The following is a 22,269-nucleotide window of genomic DNA, read 5'->3' on the forward strand; positions in this document are numbered from 1 at the left end:
CTTTCCGTTCCGTATTCCTTATTTTAACGTTTTTATTCGTCAATTGATAGTTTTAGTTCAACTTTTATTCCAAATTGTTCGTATTTAGATAAAAAACCTGCGCTTTTTAAGGCGCAGGTTTCAGTTTATTTCGTTTCTATTTCAACAAGCAAGTCGTTCGTTTGAATGGTATCTCCCTCTTTAACAAACAGGCGCTCAACTCTTCCTGCAATAACTGAGCGAATCGTTGTTTCCATTTTCATGGCTTCTGTAATAACGATTGGCGCTCCTTTTTCGACCTTATCTCCACGACGAACCAGCACTTGAAGAACTGAACCAGGCATCGTTGCCCCGATATGTCCTCTATTGGAGGGTTCTGCTTTTTTACGGACAGCCACAGTACTCGTGACATTCTTGTCTTTGACCTCGATCTGTCTTCCCTGACCGTTGAGTTCAAAGTACAAGACGCGATTTCCTTCTAAATCCGGATCGCCGATCTGATTCAATTTAATGATCAACGTTTTACCTTTTTCAAGCGTCACTTCTACTTGTTCACCCATACGCATACCATAAAAGAACGTTGGCGTATCAAATTTTGTGACTTCGCCGTACATATTATAGAAGAACGTGTAATCCAGGAATACTTGAGGATACATGATATAACCGAGCATTTCTTCTTCCGTTGGTTCACGGTCTAAATGTTCACTCAATTCTTTTCTCACTTTATCGAAATCAAGTGGTTCTTTGTATGCTCCCGGTCTTTTTTCTAAAGGTTTATCGCCATTTAAAACTAATTTTTGTAGTTTTTCAGGGAATCCGCCTTCAGGTTGTCCCAGTTCTCCTTTGAAGAAACGTACAACGGATGTTGGAAAGTCTAGGTCTTCACCTTTCTCATAGACCGCTTCTTCAGTCAGTTCGTTTTGGATCATAAAGAGAGCCATATCTCCGACGACTTTTGAAGAAGGCGTGACTTTGACTACGTCTCCAAACATACGGTTAACAATAGCATACATCTCTTTGATGTCATCCCAACGGTCTTCTAACCCAAGACCTTTCGCTTGCTGTTTCAAGTTTGTATACTGACCGCCTGGCATTTGGTGAGTGTAGACTTCTGTCGAAGCTGCCGGCATGCCTTCTTCAAAATCAATATAGAACTTGCGGGTATCTTCCCAATAGCGGTTCAATTTTTCGACGTTTTTTATATTATACTTGGGTGCATGAGACGTCCCTTCTAAAGCATAATACAAACTGGCCATGCTTGGCTGACTTGTTTTTCCACTTAAGGCACTCTGAGCCACGTCGACAATATCGACGCCGGCGCGTATCGCTGCACCATATGTGTAGATGCCATTCCCGCTCGTGTCATGCATATGCAAATGCACGGGCAAAGAGACGGTACTTTTCAATTCACTAATTAATCGGTAAGCAGCGTGAGGTTTAAGTAACCCCGCCATATCTTTGATCGCCAGTATATGAGCCCCTGATGCTTCAAGCTCTTTCGCCATTCGCTTATAATAATCCATTGTGTATTTGGTCTGAGACGAATCATTCAAGTCTCCTGTATAACAAATCGCTGCTTCCGCAATTTTATTGTTATCTCTCACATATTGAATGCTTTTTTCCATTTGCGGAATCCAGTTCAGACTATCAAAAATTCGGAACACATCGATGCCATTTTTAGCAGCCACGCGAATGAACTCTTCTAAAACGTTATCTGGATAATTATCATAGCCTACTGCGTTAGAACCACGAAACAACATCTGAAAAAGAGTATTAGGCATTTTTTTGCGTAATTTTTTCAAACGTACCCAAGGGTCTTCTGTTAAGTAGCGATAGGCAACATCAAAGGTTGCGCCTCCCCACATTTCCAGAGAAAAAAGCTCAGGAATAGCTTTTTCTGTTTCTTCAGCAATAATCAGCATATCCTTCGTACGCATCCGCGTTGCAAGTAAACTTTGATGCGCATCCCGGAAAGTGGTATCTGTCATCAAGACTGAATCTTGTGCTTTAACCCATTCTGCCACTTTTTCCGGTCCTTCTTTATCCAAAATGTGTTTAGGATAAACTAACCCTTTTGAAGGTAAAACAAGATCTTCTGGCATTCTTGGTTCCTTGAATGCTCGTTTTTCTATCTTACCGATTCCTGGAAACCCGTTCACGGTAACATTTCCAATATATTTTAACGATTTATTTCCTCTATCTTTTATCTTCGGATATTCGAACAATTCTGGGGTTTCATCAATAAAGCGCGTGGTTACCTGTCCTCTTTTAAATGTCTGATGTTGCAAGACATTGATCAGAAAAGGAATGTTCGTGACGACACCACGAATGCGGAATTCGATCAGTGCCCGTGTCATTTTTTGTACTGCTTTTTCATAGTCTAATGCTTCGGCAGATAGTTTAACGAGTAATGAATCAAAAAATGGCGTTATGACAGAACCCTGGAAGCCATTCCCAGAATCTAAACGTATCCCAAAGCCCCCTGGAGAACGGTACGTATTGATCTTTCCTGTATCTGGAAGGAATCCGTTCGCCGGATCTTCGGTTGTTATGCGGCACTGAATAGCAGCACCTTTTAACGTTATTCCCTTTTGTTCCGGGATGCCTACTTCTGTATGCAAGTCTTTTCCTTGCGCAATCAGGATCTGACTTTGAACAATATCTATCCCTGTAACCATCTCGGTGATCGTGTGTTCAACTTGAACACGCGGATTAACTTCAATAAAGTAAAACGACTCATTTTCAAGTAAAAACTCAACAGTACCTGCGTTGACATATTTAACGTGTTCCATTAAGCGGACGGCCGTTTGACAAAGTTCTTCTCTCAGTATCGGATCCAAGTCCACACACGGTGCAACTTCAATAACTTTTTGATGGCGGCGCTGCACGGAACAGTCTCTTTCAAATAAATGAACAATGTTACCGTGACTGTCTCCTAAAATTTGAACTTCGATATGTTTAGGGTTAGCGATATATTTTTCAACATAAATGTCATCCTGACCAAAAGCAGCTTTCGCCTCACTTTTAGCTCTAGCAAAACCTTCTGTTGCCTCGATTTCATCATTTGCGACACGCATGCCTCGTCCGCCGCCGCCCATAGCTGCTTTCATTATGATAGGATAGCCGTAGCTTTTCCCAAAAGCCAGCACGTCGTTAACGTCATCCACCGGACCATCTGTACCGGGAACTATTGGTATGCCTGCTTCTTTTGCTACCATTTTAGCTTTTATCTTATCTCCAAATATATCTAAATGATAGGTATCCGGCCCAATAAACGTCAGACCTTCTTCTTCACATCGTTCTGCAAAAGCCAGATTTTCCGATAGAAAACCGTAGCCTGGATGGATCGCATCTGCACCGGCCTCTTTTGCCAACTGAATAATACTTTCACTATCTAAATAAGCTTCGATCGGCTTTTTGCCTTTGCCTACTAAATAAGCTTCATCTGCTTTAAATCGGTGGACACTTGCTTCATCTTCTTGAGCATAAATACCAACAGTGTTGATATTCAATTCGGCTAATGCCCGGAAGATACGGATAGCAATTTCACCCCTGTTTGCGACTAATACTTTTTTCACTGAAATCTCACCTCATCCTTAATTAACTGAGTGTTTTATCATCATTTTTTAAGCTTACTTACTATTTTACCAGAGTTTCGTCTTTAAAGATAAAAAAAATGAAATTAATTGAGGTCCACTCAAAAAAACACTTTATCGTATTCTTTTTGGTCACCATTTTTTAGAAATGCTGTCTATACGCTGACCCTGTTTCTTCCCTCATTTTTAGATTTATAAAGCAGAGCATCTACCATTTCAATCATATCAGCTAGCTGATTAATGGTTTCTGGATAAACGGTTACCCCAATTGAAACGGTAATGGGAATTACAACCCTATTGTTTGTTAAGAAATCATTTTTTCCCACATTGGCTCTTAGGTTCTCGGCTAATTCTAGAGCCTCAGCTTTGTCACTCTTAGGTAAAACAATGACGAATTCTTCTCCGCCTTTTCTAAAGGCACTTCCTTTCATCCTTATAGTTTCTTCCATGAGAATTGCGCAGGATTCTTGATACGCTTTCGCTTCTGCAGCTACTCTATCCCAATAGTCTTCAAACCGCCTGGCATTGCTTAAACCTGTCAGAAAATCTGTTGATGACTCGATTTGATATTTCCTAAACAGATATTCTGAATTCCTTATGTAATTCACTAAATAGACGGATGAAATCCCCCCCATTGTAGAAGTGATCCATAAAACAAGTATCAGCACGTCTATGTTTAAGTCTCCCACCAAAAAAACAAGAAAACAAGTCATTACGATATTGGAATATAAGGTTAAGTAAAGACCCTTTTTCAACATCCGCTCTTCCTTCTTAGATAGCTCATTTAGTATCAGATATCCGATCAAAAGAATACTCACCATCAAGATGGCATACATCGCTGAACGATTTATCCCTATGTAAAACCGACTCATAATGATAACTAAACTGCTTATAATGGCTGGCCATTTCCCGACGAAAAGAACCATCAACATGATTGGAACATACCTGAAATCTAAAATCGTCTCAGCAGTTACAGAAATAGAAAAATACATTAAAAGAAATCCCATGAATCCGCCGCTTAATCCCTCTATCAGTACAGACAGACTTGGAGCAGCTGCTTTTCCGTGACTTTTCCACCTCATTTGCATATAGATAAAAATAAGAGAAATACCTATTGAAAAATTCACAAATAAATCTGTAATCAATCCTTTCTTCACCTCCCTATAAAAAATTGTTTCCTAAAGTACTTGTCTTTCGTTTTTCACATCGTCTCACCTAAAAGTGTATCACTTTCTTTCGTCGTAAACAAAAGGAGAGTGTAAAAAGATATTAGAACAGTCATAATGGACCGTTTCTACAGCGAAATTTTTTAAAATTAAATAAAAAAAAGTCGAGACAGATGCCCCGGCTTTGTTATCCTACATTGTTTTTTTTAATAAAGCAGTCAGTGAAAAAATACCGATGTAAATTAACGTAATGGTTGCACCCGGTGGTGTACCTAAATAATATGAACCGATGAGGCCCAATATCATCCCTATCATCGCAACACCCATACCTATAAAAATGACACCGTTAAAACTTTTGCTCAATCGCAGAGAAATAGCTGCTGGCAATATCAATATAGCGGATACTAATAAGGCCCCTACAATCGGCATGATCAAGGCAATGGTCACACCCGTTAAGACATTGAACAGAATAGACATGACTTGAGTTGGTAACCCTGCAGTATAAGCTGTCTCTTCGTCAAAAGTCAGTGTATACATCTGCTTACGAAACACACCGTACAACACAATGATCAAGATGGTTAAACTTAACAACATCCAGACCTGCTGAACGGATATGGTCACGATAGAGCCAAAGAGAAATTGCGTTATGCTAAGCGTTGCCCCACTATCATTTAATCCCATTAAAACTAAAGCAACAGCCATGCCCCCTGACATAAGGATGGCAATCGAAATTTCGGAATAGGTTCGGTAGACCTTTCGTAAATATTCCAGTAACCCTGCCACGATAACAACGACAAAGATATTTGTCAATGTCGGGTCGATTCCTAAAAGTAGTCCTAAAGCCACTCCGGCCAAGGAAACGTGTGAGAGCGTGTCAGCCATCAAGGATTGTCGTCTAAGAATTAAAAACAAGCCTAAAATAGGTGCAATTAATGAAATGAGGATGGATGCTTGGAAAGCTCTTTGCATGAATCCATAGAAAAACATCTCCATGGTGAATTCTCCTTTCGAATGAGTTCAATATGTTTATTGGCATACCGTTTGATTTCTTCGTGATCATGAGTAACCATCAAAATTCCTTTATTATGAAATTCGCTGCTATGCTTAAGAAGTTTATAAAATTCTTCTCGCGAATTAACATCCATACCCGTCGTTGGTTCATCTAAAACAAATAAATCCGGATCCATCGCAAAAACACGGGCAATCGATATACGCTGTTTTTGCCCGCCCGACAATTCCCCTATTTTTTTATTCCGCTCGTTCCACATCCCGACAGACTGTAGTGCCTTTTCAACATGTTCTCTATCTTCATTATCCAATTTTTTAAACCATTTCCCTCTTGGATATCTGCCTGATTGTACTAATTCCAAAACTGTACTTGGAAAACCGGCATTAAACGAAGCAACTTGTTGAGGAATATAACCAACCACTAATTTTTCTCCGTGTATATTTTCATTAGCTAAAGAGACAGATCCTTTCGATGGTTTCAACAGACCCAATATATTTCGTAACAACGTTGTTTTCGCTGCGCCATTTTCTCCTGTAAGCATCGCAAAATCGCCAGCATTGACTTTAAAGCTTATATTTTCAAGTACTGGTTCCTCTTCATAATGAAAAGAGAGATCGTTCACTTCTATATATTGCAATTTCATACCGCCTCTCGATAAAGATTTCCTTCTTTTAGATATCATCTATTTTCTCTTAAACAATTGTATGCCATATTGACCCTTTTAGCAACGTTTGATAACATAAAGAAAGGAGTGAAATTTCTTAAAAAAGAATTCACTCCTTTGCAACATCATATTAGTTGATACTTAATTTTAAAGCTTCTAAGTTTTCACGCATGGCGTCTAAATAACCTAAATCTTTTTCTCGTAATTCTTCAGATAAAATTTCCAAGTCATGTAAGACGGCTGTTTCTGTGTTGGTTTCATTCGCGACTGTTTGTGCGACAGCAGAATTTCCACCTTGTTGATAGTAAATAACGGGGACATTATTCTCTTCTACGAGCTTTCCAATTTCAGCAATTCGTGATGGGCTCGGTTCAATCTCTGTCGATAACCCTCCAATGGCAATCTGAGTTAGATTATATCGACTAGCTATATATCCAAATGCTTGATGTTGTACAACAAATGAACGGTTCTTTGCATCCATGAATGCTTCTTCATATTCTTTATGCAATTCTTCCAGTTCTTCTATAAATTGCTGCGCATTTTCTGCATAATATGATTCATTATCAGGATCAATTTCTATTAGTGCTTCTTCAATCATACGAACTTGGTCCTGAGCCAATACGGGATCTAACCAGATGTGCGGATCTTCTTCATTGTGATCGTCAATATGGATGCGAGCAACTTCAGACTGGGCGGTTTCATTCCCTTGTGCATCGACAGCAACAGCCTGCACAAAGATGTCTTCATCATCAGTCGTGTATTCAAAGCGATCCTCGGTCACTCCGTCAATTTGAGTCCAATCTCCGCTCATCTTTTTGGTATACCATCGCCATTCTGCTGTTTCTTCAAATTGGGCACGTAAAGTCAAAGTATCCCCACTGTGGTAATGACCTGCTACTCCAAGAACAGTAACATCATAAGGAGCAGTACTCACTGATTCAACTGAATCTTCATTTGACGTTTCTTTTGAACTCGGAGCATCAAAATGTTCTTCAGTATCTAATCCTTCTGATGTGCGAACAATTTTCAGTTCTTTGTTGTCGATCGAATTGAGTAAACTCGTAATCCAAAATTCCATTTCCTCACTACTATATACAAACATATCAGCATTATTTATTTCTGCTATATTTTGCGCACTCGGCTCATAACTATGCGGATCTGCGCCACTTCCAACCATCAATGTAATGTCTGCTTTATCACCTGCCACTTGCTGGGTAAATTCGTAAACGGGATAAAAGGAGGTAACGATTGAAAGCTCTGCATCGGATGTTTCCCCACTATTACCAGCTGTACAGGCACTTACTATACCTCCGACAAGTAAAATCGGCAGCAGTAAAAAACGTTTTTTATTAATCATTAGTTGCTCCTTATTTTTTAAATCGTAATCATTACGGACTATAAATCAACACATTTCATGGTCATACGTCAAGCTTTGGTTAACAAAAAAAGCGGCAAATAAACTTGCCGCTTTTGAAAATCAATGATTATCTACTGCTAATTCAATTGGTGTGGATTCTGCATACGGGTTGTTTTCATTATCATAAAGTACCGCGCGAATTTCAACGTTGTCTTCGGGTGCTTCAATAAAAAACTCATTAGAATTTTGACCTGGGAACACTTCCCATTCAGACTCTTCATCAGCTCTCATGTACCAGTGCCAGTCCTCGTATTCGCTGTCTTCTGCCATCACTGCAGTCAATTCAACTAATGCTCCAGTATGATAGTGATGGTCCATCCCTTCAATTTCAATTGACTCTCCAGAATCTGCTTCTGAATGAGCGTGATCCTCATCGTCATGACCGTGATCGTCTGCTTTTAAATCTTCTTCTGTTTCATCTTCGCCTTCTTCTGCTATTTCACTTGTATCTTCTTCAACTACTTCAGTTGTATCTTCTTCTGCTATTTCACTTACATCTTCTTCTACTACTGCTTCCTCAGTTGTATCACAAGCAGCTAAGTACAAACTCAGCAAAGCCACGCTTGAAAGCTTGATCCATTTTTTATTCATAATATCTCTCCTCCAATAAATTTAAATCGTAAACGTTACGTTTTAGAGAATACCATTCCCTGTTTCTTCTGTCAATGCCTTTTCTTAATGAGCCAGCATGTCTCTTACCACTCCTTCAGCATACAAGCTGGAAGGATAATATATCGGCCAGTTTCTCCACCTGATACTTGTTGACACGCTGACAGCAACAAACGTCTTGAAAGCCTACTTGACCATTTAATCAATTTATTTAAATCATTTCACTTCTTATCCTTTTTATAAATCGTAATCATTACGTTTTATAACTTTAAAGGAATCAGTTTGCTTTGTCAACCTCTTAAACAGATTTTATTTTCCCTACTATTACATTAATGAAAAATAAAAAAACTTCTGAAAATGAATAGAACTTTTCAGAAGTTTCTTATTTATGAGTATCTTACATGTTATGCTTCTTCATAAATTTTTTTCAATCCACTGAATATGAATTCAGCTTTTTTATTGATCCATAATGGAAATTTGAATCTATAAACTATATATATTGCATAGTACCTCTTGCTTTACTTAGACCATCGCCATCAATGTTTCTTATTTACTGAATACTTTTCTCTAACGCTTCTAGATTCCTTGTCATCGCTTCAATATAACCTTGCTCATTATCCTGTAAATCTTCGGGCAGCAATTCCAAGCTATATAACTCTGCTATTTCAGTTCCCGTTTCATTTGCGACAGTTTCAGCAATCGCTGAGTTCGCACCTTCCTGATAATAGATCACAGGAATATCATAATCTTCAACGAGATGATTGATTTCGGCGATGCGTGAAGGACTGACTTCTACCTCGGTCGAAATACCTCCAACTGCCATTTGAATTAAATCATAGCGTCGAGCTAAGTAACCAAAGGCTTCATGCTGAGTGACAAAACGTCTTTGCGTCGCATTGCTGAAAGCTGCTTCATACCTCTCATTTAATTCTTGTAATTCAGACTGAAATTCTTCAGCTCTTTGAGTATAGTCATCCGAACCTTCCGGATCAACTGCGCTGAATGCTTCTCGCATTGTTTCCACTTGGTCCTTAACCAACACAGGGTCTAGCCAGACATGAGGATCCAGGTTATGAACATCCGTTTCATCTTCTTCGTGACCGTGATCATCTTCTTCATCTTCATGAGTATCCGCTGCTAACGATTCCATCAAATCGATAGCCTCTGTTTGTTCAACAACAATGATATCTTCATTATCAAGAGAAGCCAGCATGCTTTCTACCCACGTTTCCATCTCATGACTGCTGAAAACGAACATATCCGCATCGTTGATCAAGGCGATGTCCTGAGCGCTTGGCTCATAATGATGCACATCTGTGCCGCCAGAGATCATCAGTTCAACCTCAGCACTGTCTCCGGCTACGCGCTTCGTAAATTCATATACCGGATAGAAGGTCGTTACCACGGACAATTTTTCTTCTTCATTAGAATTCAAATCTCCAGTTTCTGTTACATCTGTCGTTTCCTTTGTACCCGCTGCTTCACCATTTCCGGGTGTATCAGCTGAACATGCAGCCAGAGTCGAGAGCGAAAGAAGTGAAATAAGTATTTTGTTTATGTTCTTCATTGTTAAAGCCCTCCATTTCTTAAATCGTAATAGTTACGATTTAAAGGATATCACTTTTCACTACCCACTGTCAAGCTATAATTTAATAGATTATAATGTTCGCACTAAATACACTTCTCGACAAAACCCTTTCAACCCGTTAACAATGCGCTTTGCCTTATTTATATTCTGAGTCAAACCATAGACGGTCGGTCCAGTTCCACTCATCAAAGCGGTATCCGCACCAAACTGAAGCATTTTTTCTTTCACCTCGATGATCAGAGGGTTTTGTTTGGTCGCCTGCACTTCCAAAGCGTTACCGGCAAATCGAACAGCTTCTTGAAATGACCTGTTTTCTATTTTTTTCCGCATGGACTGAATATCATAGGTGGGCAAAGTGTTTATCTCCAAGTCCTTGAAAACCGTCCAACTCGAAATACCTTTTGGCGGTTTCACTAGAATGACCCAAGCTTTTGGGAATCTTACGATCGGTTCAACTATATCTCCTCTGCCAGAAACAAAAGCCGTTCGGTCATATACGCAAAAAGGTACGTCTGAACCGATTTTCAAGCCTAAGTGTGCGAGTTGCTCAGTTGTTAGATTTAAATTCCACAATCGATTCAAGCCTCTTAGCGTTGCCGCTGCATCGCTGCTCCCTCCACCTAATCCGGCCGCAATAGGAATGTTTTTTTCAATAAAAATATCCACACCTTGATTCACTTGATATGTATCTTTAAGTAGACGAGCTGTCTGATAGACAATATTACGTTCGTCAAGTGGCATAAAGGAACTGTTTGAATCAAGACTGATTTCATTAGGTTGCAGATTAAAGGTCAGTCGATCCGACAAATCAATCGGGGTCATGATCATTTCCATTTCATGAAACCCGTCTTCTCTTTTTCGTAATACATTCAAACATAAATTAATTTTGGCTGGGGCTTTTTCATATAGAGACAATTGACTTCCTCCTCTCCTAGCAGACTCATTTATTCTTATTGTAAATCAGTTGGTCCTTTTTTGGAAAAGAAAAGACTACGAATCCAACTTTTTATAATTTTAGACATAAAAAAAGTAGTATAATTTTAAAAATTATACTACTTACCAATATTCTTCTGTTTAATTTAAAATAAGCCCTGCTTCTTCAAAAAATTCAACTTCGACAGAGTGCGTTAAAACATCTGTGTAGCTATAGGATACTCTTTCTACTGCGTTTTCTTCCTGATCAAGTTTTACAACAAAAACAGAAGGATATGTTTCTGCTAAAATACCTTTGCGCTCTATCGTCTTTTTTCTTCCAGCTTGGGCAATCAATTTGATTTCTTTACCAATTTGACTATCCAAAGATTTCTTAATACTCGCTAATGTAGTTGGCATATTTCGACTCACCTCACAAAGTAGTAATTTCATTATACCACTAAAAGCCGAAAATTAAAAGCTTATTCGTGAATAATGATAGGTTTCTTTGTGAAGACTAAATTACCATGAGCGTTTAAAAGCCTATAAAATAAAGATATAGACAGCTGAGATTGATTTTTTTATTATAACTCTTAATTACCTATTTGATATCGTTCGTGTTTCACTGATTTTTCGACTTTTGAACAAGGTCAATTTTCCGATTTAGATAAATCAACGCATGAAAATGCATTGGACAATTTGGCGAATTCTTCGATCGATAAGGTTTCTCCTCGTCTGCCTGGATCGATTTGAGCTGTTTCCAGCGCTTCTGTCATCTGCTCTTTCACTTCTTTATCTTTCCCAAAAACGACCTGCAGGTTATTCCATAACGTCTTGCGTCGTTGAACAAAGGCAGAGCGAGTCAGTGTGAAAAACAACTGCTCGTCCTCAACATCTATTATACCTTTCTCTTTTTTACTCAACTTGATAATAGCAGAATCAACATTCGGCTGAGGCATAAAGACTGTTTTTGGAACAGTGAATGCCACTTCGGCATCCATGTAATACTGCACAGCAATCGATAGTGAGCCGTATGCCTTGGTACTTGGATGAGCTGACAGCCGACTGGCCACTTCTTTCTGCATCATGAGTACCATCCGGTCGATTGGTAAACGAGACTCTAAAAACCTCAAAATAATGGGTGTCGTGATGTAATAAGGCAAGTTGGCGACAACAACGATCTCTTCAGCATCCTCTAAATGCGATGAGTAGAAATCGCTTAAGTCTACATCAAGTATGTCTGCATGAATGATCTCGATATTCGGATACGGAGAAAGTGTGTCTGCTAAAACTGGCAGTAACCGCTCATCGATTTCAACAGCAATCACTTTACCTGCTTGCCTGGCCAATTGTTCAGTTAACGCACCGATACCCGGACCCACTTCGATCACAGTGGTCCGTTTGGAAATTTCGCCAGCTTCTACAATTTTTTTGAGTATGTTTGTATCAATGATAAAATTTTGTCCCAAACTTTTTTTCACTGAAAAGCCATACTTCTGTAGAATTTCTTTTGTACGGTTAGGTGTTGCTATATCTTTAAGATTCATCGTTTAATTGTTCCTTTCGTATCTTCTCTAGAGCTTCTGTAACTTCAGCTTCTGTTATACCAAACATCGTCAGGCGTTTCTTTAATTGTTTACCGTTGGTGTAACCAATACGCAACTCTTCGCCCAGGGCTTCTCTCAATGCCCGTGCTTTATCTGATCCAATCAGACCGGTCTGCATCAGGAACACTTTGCTCACCGTTTCTTTCGCATCGATGCGTTCTTCAACGACCTGGTTCAGTGCTTCTCTTATTGTAGCGACCGATGCGTGTTCGATACCAATGCTTTCTTTGGTTTCGCTTTTGCGGCGTGCCTGATCCTTGGTTATAAAGGCATGCTTCACACCGGGTATATATTGGGAAATGATTTTGCGGATCTTTTCACCCGGTCCATCTGGATCTGTAAACACGATCACGCCTCTTGTTTCTTGTGCCAATGCGATGCGTTCAAGCGTTTCTTTATTGATCGCCGAACCATTTGTTTCTATCGTATCCGCCTCAACTGCCAAAGCCAGACGTTTGGTATCGTCTTTGCCTTCGACCACTATGATCTCTTTGATTTTATCCATGATGTCTCACCTTTACTCTTCCAGTCTAAAAAGTCGTACAGCATTCTGCGTGGTCTGACGGGCAACTTCTTCAAATGGCAAACCTCTTTGTTTGGCCACTTCTTCAGCTACGAATTTAACATAGCTCGGTTCATTGCGCTTTCCTCTATGAGGCATCGGTGACAGATAAGGGGCATCTGTTTCAACCAGCAGTTTATCAAAAGGGACCTTCTGTGCCACTTCTTTTACTTCAGGTGCATTCTTAAACGTCACAATACCGTTTAATGAGATATGCATGCCAATATCTAAAAACTTTTCCATCCAGTAGGTATCCAGGTTAAAACTGTGCATGATACCGCCTGTATCGCCAGCGTGTTCTTCTTTGAGTATTTTGTACGCATCTTCAGTAGCCTCACGGTTATGGATGCTGACGGGCAGGTTCAATTCTTTTGCCACACGAATCTGACGTCTGAAGGCATCCTGTTGAACGAGTTTAGGTGCAGTATCCCAATAGTAATCAAGACCCATTTCGCCCATCGCTACGATTTTATCTCCTTTTAATTGTTCGATCAACTGATTCTCGATTGCATCCGTGTAGGTTGCTGATTCTGTTGGGTGCCATCCAATAATCGAATAGACCCTTTCATAGTCGCGACTCAGTTCAAGTGATTTTTTAATTGTGTCCGTATCGAAACCAACGACCGCCATGCGACTGACTTGATTGTCCCGCGCGCGCTGTATAGCTTCTGCTTCTTCACCTTTAAACTCTTTTACATTGATATGTGTATGTGTGTCGAAAAGCATAGTTTCTCTCCTTTTAATGTCCTACTTGTCTCATTTAGAATACACCATAAGCAGAAAAATTCCAACAAAGTTGAAAGACACAGCTTCTCTCTTTGTTGGAATTTCCGTTTAGCATATTTTCATATTACGCTACGATCGAGCCATTCGGCATTTGACCAGGCGCTTCGATCACTGCCAGATTACCTTCTGTATCTTCGGCCGAAAGGATCATGCCCTGACTAATTTCTCCACGCATTTTACGCGGTTTTAAATTAGCAACGATGACGACTTTTTTCCCGATCAATTCTTGCGGGTTAGGGTAAAATTCAGCAATACCTGACAAGATCTGACGATGTCCACCTTTATCACCGGCATCGAGTCTGAAGTTAAGCAGTTTATCCGCATCTTCCACTTTATCAACGGCGATCACTTCAGCTACTTTAAGTTCCATACGGTCAAAGACATCATACTTGATTTCTTTGTCCTTAACCGATGTCAGCGTCGTTTCTTCTGGATCAAATACTTCTTCCATGTCTTCTGATTCTCCTTCAGATTCACTCTCTTGATTCATCCAACTCTGAATAACTTCAGCTTCTTCTTCCACATCCAGACGAGGGAAAATAGGCGTGCCTTTTTCAACGACCTGTTTTTCCTTTTCATGCGACGTGAACTCGACCTTATCGAAGCGAACATCATCGTCTGAAAAACCTAACTGTTCAGTAATGGCTTCTGAAGTATGCAGTAAGATAGGCTGCAGCAATACTGCGGTCACACGCAGGCTTTCAGCCAGGTGCGCCATGACACTTTCCAATGCTTCTCTTTTTGTTTCATCTTTCGCTAACATCCATGGGGCTGTTTCATCGATATATTTATTGGTACGAGAGATCAGTTTCCAGACAGATTGAAGGGCCGAACTGAACTGCATGTCTGACATATTCAGTTCATACTCATCGACTGTTTCTATAGCCTGCAGACGCAAGGCCTCATCAAATGACGTCACGTCTCCCTGGTAATTAGGCATTTGACCGTCAAAATATTTATTGATCATTGCAACAGTACGGTTCACTAAATTCCCTAAATCGTTGGCTAAATCATAGTTTATGCGTGAGATGAAATCTTCAGGTGTAAAGACACCGTCACTGCCAAAGGTCACTTCGCGCATCAGGTAATAACGCACGGCATCGACGCCGTAACGTTCGACAAGTTTTTCAGGATACACGACATTGCCCTTGGATTTAGACATCTTACCATCTTTCATGAGTAACCACCCATGTCCGAAAACTTGTTTTGGTAAGGGTAAGTCGAGTGCCATAAGTAGGATCGGCCAGTAAATGGTATGAAAACGGACAATTTCTTTACCGACCATATGGACGTCGGCCGGCCAATATTTTTTAAAGGTTTCTGGCTGATCATCGAACCCGCCCAAATCCGGATCGTAACCCAAAGCCGTTATATAATTTGCCAAGGCATCGATCCAGACGTAGACCACGTGTTTGGGATTGGAAGGGACTTCTACACCCCAGTCAAACGTCGTCCGCGACACAGCTAAATCTTCCAGTCCGGGTTTGATGAAATTATTGACCATCTCTTTTTTACGGGATTCCGGTTGAATAAACTCTGGATACGACTCATAGTGCTGAAGTAAACGATCGGCATACTTGCTCATTTTGAAGAAATAAGATTCCTCTTTCACCCATTCGACTTCATGGCCACTTGGTGCCACACCACCGGTAACGTTGCCCTGGTCATCTTTATAGACTTTATCTAATTGTGTCTCGGTGAAAAATTCTTCATCAGAAACGGAGTACCATCCGGCATAATCGCCTAAATAAATGTCTCCCTGTTGAAGGAGTTTTTCAAAGATTTTCGCGACCACTTCTTTATGTTGCGGTCGTGTCGTGCGGATAAAGTCATCATTGGAAATCTCTAGTGTTTTCCAGAGGGACTGAATGCTTTCAGCCATTGCATCGACATATTCCTGTGGCGTCTGATTTAATTCTTTCGCCTTTGTTTCGATTTTTTGACCATGCTCATCTGTTCCCGTCAGATAAAAGGTATCGAACCCTTTCAATCGTTTATAGCGTGCCAAAACATCACAGGCAATGGTTGTATACGCATTGCCGATGTGTAATTTCCCGCTTGGGTAATAGATGGGTGTTGTTATATAAAATGACTTTCTATCAGACAACTTAATGTCCTCCTTTAATTTGCTTGAATTTAATCGCTCGGTCAAAGCTCTGACAAACGTTTCCTAACTAGTATAGCATAGGAATGCCAACTGAAAAAGACAGGAATAATTTAGAGTCAGATAAGTTTGAAATGCTTCAGGGCTTTTTCGATGCCACCTTTATCGACATCGTCCGTCACGTAATCTGAGATAGCTTTAACGTTATCCCATCCATTCCCCATCGCCACGCTTGTATGCACGAAATCAAGCATCTCCAGGTCATTAGGGCTGTCGCCAAAAGCATAGGTGTCTTTTTTATCCATACCCACATGCTTCAAGTATTTTTCGATACCTGTGGCTTTTGAAATGCCCTCACTGATAATATCCACTGTATAATGATTCGACCGTGCAAAATGCAGGGTTTCAAAATCTTCTTTATATTGTTTTTCTTCATCCATGGAGGTTTCAATAATCACTTGATAAATCGGTTTGCCAGCATAATCTTTTGGTTTGGGTGGCTTCTTGATCAACCGGCTGAAGAATGAAACTTGAATGGAGCCGGGGATCAGTTTCACTAAACCTTTTAACAATGTCAGTATGGAACTTCTCTTGGCTAAAGATACGATGGCATTACTGAAAATATCCTTTGCTCCGCATAAGATGATGCCATCATTTTTATCAACGGCTCGGTCGATCAACCGATCAACGGTTGTTTTATCGATAGGATTATCGAAAACGACCTCCCCCTCGTGAACAACGAGTTGACCATTCATGGCTATATAACTATCAATCTCTAGCTCACGACGCACTTCTTCTATTAATAAGGGAGCGCGCCCAGTTGCTATGACAGGAACAATCCCATTCGCCTTCAATTCTTTGATCGCTCGTTTCGTAGATTTCGGAATACTGTTGTGTTTCGATACTAATGTTCCATCAATATCGAAAAAGACTATTTTTTTCATATGAGACGCTCACTTTCTTTAATGAATTCTTTTCTATTGTAGCATGTATATGAAAGTGGGCCCACAAAAACGCTAAAAAAGAAGGAAGGTTTCCAAGTCTTTAAACTTCTGACCTTCCTCCTCTTCAATTACTGCTAATTATCGATTTATTTAATCGACATCATCTGGATTGGCCCATACTATTTCACTTATGGCATCCATCAATTCTTCACCAAGGTCTAATGCCAGCAGTGCGCTAATCACACGTGCACTTGTTTTTCCTCTGATAATTGTGCTGTGAATTTTTTCTTTCAGGCTGGCTGGTAGCTGCGCGCGGTCCAGAAAACGGAACAGCTCAACGTGCATATCATTTTTCTTTAATTGAACTTCTTTGAAATAAACAATGTAAGATGAATCAATGGGTTGTTTGGGTATCAAAACTTCAATAATCTTACCCTTTCGCTTGACTTCAATATCAACTAACACATCATTGACATACACTTGCGGCATCTTCTGACAGACGAAACCAACTAGAGATAAATTGAACTGACGCTCTTTTGGTAAAACGTCCTGATTTCCCTCAGGTTTGTTTATTTGGAAAACCGCCCAATCTTCGCCCTCGTCTTTCCATTTGAGTGACATTTTCGTAGTGACTTCCTCTATTCTTTTACCTGTTCCATCATCTTCATACAGTGAAAAACTCCCATTATCTCCCGCGTAAATCATCACTTCCATATTTTTTGGAATCTCGGTGTGGTTACTAAAACTTTGATCCAGCGGCACGATACCACCTGCTTTGACAAATACGGGATACGCTGATAAAGACCTGTACATATCGATGACTCGGTCACCTTCGTAAGAACGGTGAATAAAGAAGTCATACCATCTGCCTTCCGGCAACCACACTTTTACTTTACCTAGACGCAGATCATTTTTCATTGGATTAGTTATAGGTGCTACGATCATCTGTGTTCCAAAATAGTACTGATTGGGTACATCATACGCTTCGTCTTTCCATGGGTGATGGTAGTACATCGGCCGTATGAGCGGAAAGTCATCGTAGTGATTGAGGACATTCATCGTATAAAGATACGGAACCATCCGGTGTCTCAGACGCATAAATCTTGAAACGATATTTTCTGCTATTCGTCCGTAACGCCAAGGCTCTTTTCCGCTAAATTCACCATCTTGACTGTGGAGTCGGTTGATTGGAGAAAAGACGCCAAACTGAACCCAGCGGACAAAGAGTTCATTATCTTTTATTCCGCCAAAATGACCACCTATGTCGTGACTCCACCAGCCATAACCGACATTGGATGAAGTTGCAGTGAAGTAAGGTTGGAAATCGAGTGTGTTCCATGTCGCCGCTGTATCTCCGGAAAATCCGATAGGGTACCGATGCGATCCGAGACCGGCATATCTGGAGAATATAAGCGGCCGTTTGCCACCCCTGCCGTTATCCATGAAATGATAGTGATTGAGCATCCACAGTGGATCCAATCCTTCTACTTTTGTGACGCTCCCTTGTTGCCAGTCTATCCACCAGAAATCAACACCCAGTTCTTCATGTGGATGATGCAAATATCTAAAGTAAGCACCTAAAAAATCCGGGTTGGCAATGTCGAAGTTGATTGGTTTTTCATCCTCAAAGTCCACTCCCAATTCCTTCGCCATCGGTTCATACATTTCCTCAAAAGGTTGTACACCATTGGCCGGATGTAAATTAAGCGTTGTGCGTAATCCATGGTTGTCTAACCAGCTTAAAAACTCTTCAGGGTCTGGAAATAATTCTCTATCCCATGTGTAGCCTGTCCAGCCAGAACCAAACTTAGCTGGTACATCGCATATGTGCCAGTCCATATCCATCACAGCTACTGAAAATGGTAGGTTTCTTGCTTCAAATTCATTAATTAAGCGTTTATATCCATCTTGAGAATACGGGTAATATCGACTCCACCAGTTTCCTAATGCAAAACGAGGCAGTACTGGTGTTTTGCCAGTCAAATGATGATAATCTTTCAGCGTACCTAAATAATCACGACCATAACCAAAGAAATAAATATCCGTTACTCCTTTAGGTCTTTTTTCTACCCACGAATCATCCATTAATCTCATGGACGTGCTGTCATCGAATACGGAATAGCCATCTTTGTTCATTAAACCCTCTTCTAAATCAATCGGTCCATCTGAAAAATCAAGCGTACGTGCTGTACCTTTTAACGTTTCAGGGGTTTCTCCAAAATACCAGGTACTGTGGTAGAGACTATAATTACCGATCGCTTCGATACGGAAATTATGTTTTGTAAAGCCTCCCTCTTCTTTAAGAAAAATAAGATGGGCTTTTGACGTAATGATTTCTAAATACTCATCATTTTCTTTTTTAGTAAATTCGGGGGTGGTGAAATTACGATTCAATACGGTTTGTGTCGCATGATCTTCAAATACACGGTTCGAATCGTGTTCTATCCGAATGAGTGCAGTCGTTAAAACTGTGAAGCGGTAGTTCTTCCAGATAACTTGCGATTCAATTGGAGCAATTGGCTCTCTATTTAAATTAAACACTTCTTTTCTGTTCTTTACCAAGTGTCATCATCCTTTCTCACTAACTCTTAATTATATTTTAGCATACACCAAATATATCACCACCCATTTGTTGTTATATCCAAAATATAAATAAATAATTTCCTATAATCACTTTTTTGAAATCTGGAATGTGTCAGTTAAAAGGTTGACTTAAACACCATAATCCCTTATACTGACGGATATAAATAGTTAAAGCTATGAATAGGCGAAGTAGATTGTTTGAATTATTTTAGAGAGCGAGTGGTTGGTGAAAATTCGCAGGTTCAAACAAACCGAAGTACACCTTGGAGCTATTCTCTCACGAGACGCAACCCGGCGTTATGGGAACGAGTGAAGTAAGTTCTCAACTTATTTTAATCAGGGTGGTACCACGGCACTGTTCGTCCCGACGAAAAGCATAGGCTTTTTGTGGGGTTTTTTTTATACCTACGATTTTAAGAGGAGGTAATCTTTTGGAAGATACGGACTATAAATTACACTTTGGTGTTTATGGAGTAGCCTTTAAGGATGATAAACTGCTGTGCATATCTAAAAATTCCGGCCCTTATAAAAACCGGTATGACCTTCCCGGCGGGAGTCAAGAACGGGGTGAAGGCCTGACGGACACTTTAGTGAGAGAAGTTTTTGAAGAAACGGGATTCACAGTTCTTGATTATAAGCATCCAAGGATTTATGATTCTTTTCTGAAAATTAAAAACTATCAGGTGATCACCCATCACGTTTTTTCACTCTATTCCATTACCGTGAATGGTAAAGCCGATAGTATTCCTGATGAAGTAGTGGATGGAAAAAATGATTCGGATGGTGTCCTGTGGTTAGCTCTTGATGATTTAAATCCGTCCAATGCCTCACCTCTTATTTTGAAAGTCATCGATGAAGAATCAAAAAAAACTGATTTATTGGACAAGAATGTGTTTGAGGATTGGGAAATATTAAATAACTAATTACTTAAGGAGACAAAAATGAATATCTTAGATGAACTAGAATGGCGCGGAGCCATCAATCAACAAACCGATGAAGAGGGTTTACGCAAGTTGACAACTGAAAAAGAAATCGCTCTTTACTGCGGTATCGATCCATCGGGAGACAGCATGCACGTTGGACACTTGATCCCTTTTATGATCTTGAAAAGATTCCAATTAGCTGGTCATAAACCGGTTATTTTGATAGGCGGCGGAACAGGTTCGATTGGCGATCCCAGTGGGAGAAACTCTGAGCGTGTCTTGCAAACGATGGATAAGATCGAACAAAACGCAGAAAAGCTAAGCGCACAAATGCGTCAGCTCTTCAAAGCCGGTTCGGATCAATCTGGTATTAAATTAGTGAACAACTATGATTGGTTAAGTGGCCTGTCCTTTTTAGACTTCCTGCGTGACTTTGGTAAAGAATTCAACATCAACACCATGCTGGCGAAAGAGGTTGTGTCCAGCCGTTTAGATACCGGTATCTCTTTCACTGAATTCAGTTACCAGATCATTCAGTCTGTTGATTTTCTGCACTTGTTCCAGAACGAAGACGTTCAGCTTCAAATTGGCGGTTCGGATCAATGGGGCAACATCACAGCCGGTTTAGACTTGATCCGTAAAAAAGAAGGATCTGAATCTAAGGCATTCGGTTTAACGATTCCCTTGTTACTTAAAGCAGATGGCACGAAATTCGGCAAATCGGCAGACGGCGCGATCTGGCTGGATCCTGAAAAGACAACACCTTACGAATTCTACCAGTTCTGGTTCAACCAGGATGACCGCGATGTCGTTAAATACATGAAGTACTTCACCTTTTTATCGAAAGATGAGGTTGAAGAATTAGCGAAACAAGTGGAAACAGAACCACATAAACGTGCCGCTCAAAAAGCTTTAGCCGAGGAGATGACTCGTTTCGTTCATGGTCAAGACGCGCTAAACGAAGCGCTTAAAATTACCCAGGCTCTATTTTCCGGTGACATTCAGGAATTGACTGCTGCCCAAATCGCGTCCACCTTTAAAGATGTCCCCTCATCAGAAGCACCTGCTGGTGAACATAATTTAGTCGAGTTTTTAGTTGATATCACAAAAATCGAACCGTCCCGCCGTCAGGCCCGTGAAGACATCAAAAACGGTGCGATTCGCATCAAAGGTGTTCAGGTCAAAGACGTCGATCACGTCGTAACTGAAGACGACAGTTTCGAAGGTCGCTACGTGATCGTTAGAAAAGGTAAAAAGAAATACTTCCTTGTTCACCTGGTTTAATAAGATTGATGAAAAAAAGACTGTTTCGCCTTATGCTGATAAGCATTCTGGCAAAACAGTCTTTTTTCTACTAACTGATTTCTTCAGCTTATGAGTTAGTAATAACATGATCCTGTTTTATTAACTCCCTCGATTTTATCTCTCGAGTTAATGGAAGAATCGTCTTCTTTTTATGAACTCAACCGTTTTTGTCTCTCGAGTCATCAAAAGAACGGTCTTGTTTTATTAACTCAACAGTTTTTATTATTCAGGTTACTAGAAGACTTTTCTTCTCTGTGCGATTCAAAATAATGTGAAAAAAAAGACAGAACCACATTTTTAAACCGGACCCTATGTCAAGGAGAGTATAAAAAACACCCTATGCTGCGGGTTGTAAAAGAAGCTGGCTTCGGTATGATACCGGAGTCAATTTTTTTAGTTTCCATTGTCCTCGTTCGTTGTTGTAATAGTCCATATAATCATCAATAACTAATCTTAATTCTTGCACTGACGTGCAAGTTTCATAGTAGATTTCATCTTTCAAGTGGCCAAAGAAA

At 40.2% G+C, this 22,269-nt stretch carries 18 protein-coding genes and 1 other annotated feature; of the genes, 2 read left to right on the forward strand and 16 right to left on the reverse strand.

From position 1 onward, the window contains the following. Positions 1-125 precede the first annotated feature (125 nt). The 15 genes from AX762_RS03010 to AX762_RS03080 all read right to left on the reverse strand — a co-directional run bounded on the left by AX762_RS03010 (position 126) and on the right by AX762_RS03080 (position 19,505). Entirely contained in the window at positions 126-3,557 is a 3,432-nt protein-coding gene (locus AX762_RS03010; protein WP_071847686.1) for a pyruvate carboxylase, read from the reverse strand. 173 nt (positions 3,558-3,730) lie between these two features. Continuing rightward, on the reverse strand, positions 3,731-4,720 hold the full coding sequence (locus AX762_RS03015; protein ID WP_071847687.1) for a diguanylate cyclase: 990 nt from the start codon (positions 4,718-4,720) through the stop codon (positions 3,731-3,733). 213 nt (positions 4,721-4,933) lie between these two features. Then, complete coding sequence (locus AX762_RS03020) at positions 4,934-5,734, reverse strand: metal ABC transporter permease (protein WP_071847688.1); 801 nt, start codon at positions 5,732-5,734, stop codon at positions 4,934-4,936. Continuing rightward, entirely contained in the window at positions 5,671-6,387 is a 717-nt protein-coding gene (locus AX762_RS03025; protein WP_071847705.1) for a metal ABC transporter ATP-binding protein, read from the reverse strand. The genes AX762_RS03020 and AX762_RS03025 overlap by 64 nt, the downstream gene beginning before the upstream one ends. Before the next feature lie 157 nt (positions 6,388-6,544). Further along, entirely contained in the window at positions 6,545-7,771 is a 1,227-nt protein-coding gene (locus AX762_RS03030) for a metal ABC transporter solute-binding protein, Zn/Mn family (RefSeq protein WP_071847689.1), read from the reverse strand. Between the two features lie 120 nt (positions 7,772-7,891). Continuing rightward, positions 7,892-8,422, reverse strand: coding sequence for a hypothetical protein (locus tag AX762_RS03035; protein WP_071847690.1), 531 nt, complete (start codon positions 8,420-8,422; stop codon positions 7,892-7,894). 568 nt (positions 8,423-8,990) lie between these two features. Beyond that, the gene (locus AX762_RS03040; protein WP_071847691.1) at positions 8,991-10,007 is read right to left on the reverse strand and encodes a metal ABC transporter solute-binding protein, Zn/Mn family; all 1,017 of its coding nucleotides are present in this window, start codon (positions 10,005-10,007) and stop codon (positions 8,991-8,993) included. Positions 10,008-10,097: 90 nt separating this feature from the next. After that, on the reverse strand, positions 10,098-10,943 hold the full coding sequence (ispE, locus tag AX762_RS03045; RefSeq protein WP_071847692.1) for a 4-(cytidine 5'-diphospho)-2-C-methyl-D-erythritol kinase: 846 nt from the start codon (positions 10,941-10,943) through the stop codon (positions 10,098-10,100). A 159-nt stretch (positions 10,944-11,102) separates the two neighbouring features. Continuing rightward, positions 11,103-11,360: a Veg family protein gene (locus AX762_RS03050; RefSeq protein WP_071847693.1), complete on the reverse strand. Its 258-nt coding sequence runs from the start codon at positions 11,358-11,360 to the stop codon at positions 11,103-11,105. A 230-nt stretch (positions 11,361-11,590) separates the two neighbouring features. Next, on the reverse strand, positions 11,591-12,487 hold the full coding sequence (gene rsmA / locus AX762_RS03055; RefSeq protein WP_071847694.1) for a 16S rRNA (adenine(1518)-N(6)/adenine(1519)-N(6))-dimethyltransferase RsmA: 897 nt from the start codon (positions 12,485-12,487) through the stop codon (positions 11,591-11,593). Continuing rightward, complete coding sequence (gene rnmV / locus AX762_RS03060; protein ID WP_071847695.1) at positions 12,477-13,052, reverse strand: ribonuclease M5; 576 nt, start codon at positions 13,050-13,052, stop codon at positions 12,477-12,479. Before rnmV ends, rsmA begins: the two co-directional genes overlap by 11 nt. A 12-nt stretch (positions 13,053-13,064) precedes the next feature. Next, on the reverse strand, positions 13,065-13,835 hold the full coding sequence (locus tag AX762_RS03065) for a TatD family hydrolase (RefSeq protein WP_071847696.1): 771 nt from the start codon (positions 13,833-13,835) through the stop codon (positions 13,065-13,067). Between the two features lie 124 nt (positions 13,836-13,959). After that, positions 13,960-16,002: a methionine--tRNA ligase gene (metG, locus tag AX762_RS03070; RefSeq protein WP_071847697.1), complete on the reverse strand. Its 2,043-nt coding sequence runs from the start codon at positions 16,000-16,002 to the stop codon at positions 13,960-13,962. 116 nt (positions 16,003-16,118) lie between these two features. Further along, the gene (locus AX762_RS03075) at positions 16,119-16,943 is read right to left on the reverse strand and encodes a Cof-type HAD-IIB family hydrolase (protein ID WP_071847698.1); all 825 of its coding nucleotides are present in this window, start codon (positions 16,941-16,943) and stop codon (positions 16,119-16,121) included. A 150-nt stretch (positions 16,944-17,093) separates the two neighbouring features. After that, positions 17,094-19,505: a glycoside hydrolase family 31 protein gene (locus AX762_RS03080; protein WP_071847699.1), complete on the reverse strand. Its 2,412-nt coding sequence runs from the start codon at positions 19,503-19,505 to the stop codon at positions 17,094-17,096. 188 nt (positions 19,506-19,693) lie between these two features. Beyond that, positions 19,694-19,896 (forward strand) — a binding site (T-box leader). A 61-nt stretch (positions 19,897-19,957) separates the two neighbouring features. Between AX762_RS03080 and AX762_RS03085 the strand changes: the two genes are divergently transcribed. Then, positions 19,958-20,449 (forward strand): NUDIX hydrolase, encoded by a 492-nt coding sequence (locus AX762_RS03085; protein ID WP_083432763.1) that lies wholly within the window; start codon positions 19,958-19,960, stop codon positions 20,447-20,449. A gap of 18 nt (positions 20,450-20,467) precedes the next feature. Beyond that, entirely contained in the window at positions 20,468-21,733 is a 1,266-nt protein-coding gene (gene tyrS, locus AX762_RS03090) for a tyrosine--tRNA ligase (protein WP_071847701.1), read from the forward strand. A gap of 358 nt (positions 21,734-22,091) precedes the next feature. Here tyrS and AX762_RS03095 read toward each other — a convergent pair. After that, the coding region (locus AX762_RS03095) for an integrase core domain-containing protein (RefSeq protein ID WP_143139271.1) at positions 22,092-22,269 on the reverse strand (178 nt) is incomplete at its 5' end.

The sequence above is a fragment of the Alkalibacterium sp. 20 genome (assembly GCF_001885615.1).
GTDB lineage: Bacteria > Bacillota > Bacilli > Lactobacillales > Carnobacteriaceae_A > Alkalibacterium.

Bases quoted from the DNA above. Each gene is read 5' to 3' on its own strand.
- AX762_RS03020 (WP_071847688.1), bottom strand. From the start codon at position 5,734: ATGGAGATGTTTTTCTATGGATTCATGCAAAGAGCTTTCCAAGCATCC.
- AX762_RS03030 (WP_071847689.1), bottom strand. From the start codon at position 7,771: ATGATTAATAAAAAACGTTTTTTACTGCTGCCGATTTTACTTGTCGGA.
- AX762_RS03035 (WP_071847690.1), bottom strand. From the start codon at position 8,422: ATGAATAAAAAATGGATCAAGCTTTCAAGCGTGGCTTTGCTGAGTTTG.
- AX762_RS03040 (WP_071847691.1), bottom strand. From the start codon at position 10,007: ATGAAGAACATAAACAAAATACTTATTTCACTTCTTTCGCTCTCGACT.
- AX762_RS03050 (WP_071847693.1), bottom strand. From the start codon at position 11,360: ATGCCAACTACATTAGCGAGTATTAAGAAATCTTTGGATAGTCAAATT.
- rsmA (WP_071847694.1), bottom strand. From the start codon at position 12,487: ATGAATCTTAAAGATATAGCAACACCTAACCGTACAAAAGAAATTCTA.
- rnmV (WP_071847695.1), bottom strand. From the start codon at position 13,052: ATGGATAAAATCAAAGAGATCATAGTGGTCGAAGGCAAAGACGATACC.
- AX762_RS03065 (WP_071847696.1), bottom strand. From the start codon at position 13,835: ATGCTTTTCGACACACATACACATATCAATGTAAAAGAGTTTAAAGGT.
- AX762_RS03075 (WP_071847698.1), bottom strand. From the start codon at position 16,943: ATGAAAAAAATAGTCTTTTTCGATATTGATGGAACATTAGTATCGAAA.
- tyrS (WP_071847701.1), top strand. From the start codon at position 20,468: ATGAATATCTTAGATGAACTAGAATGGCGCGGAGCCATCAATCAACAA.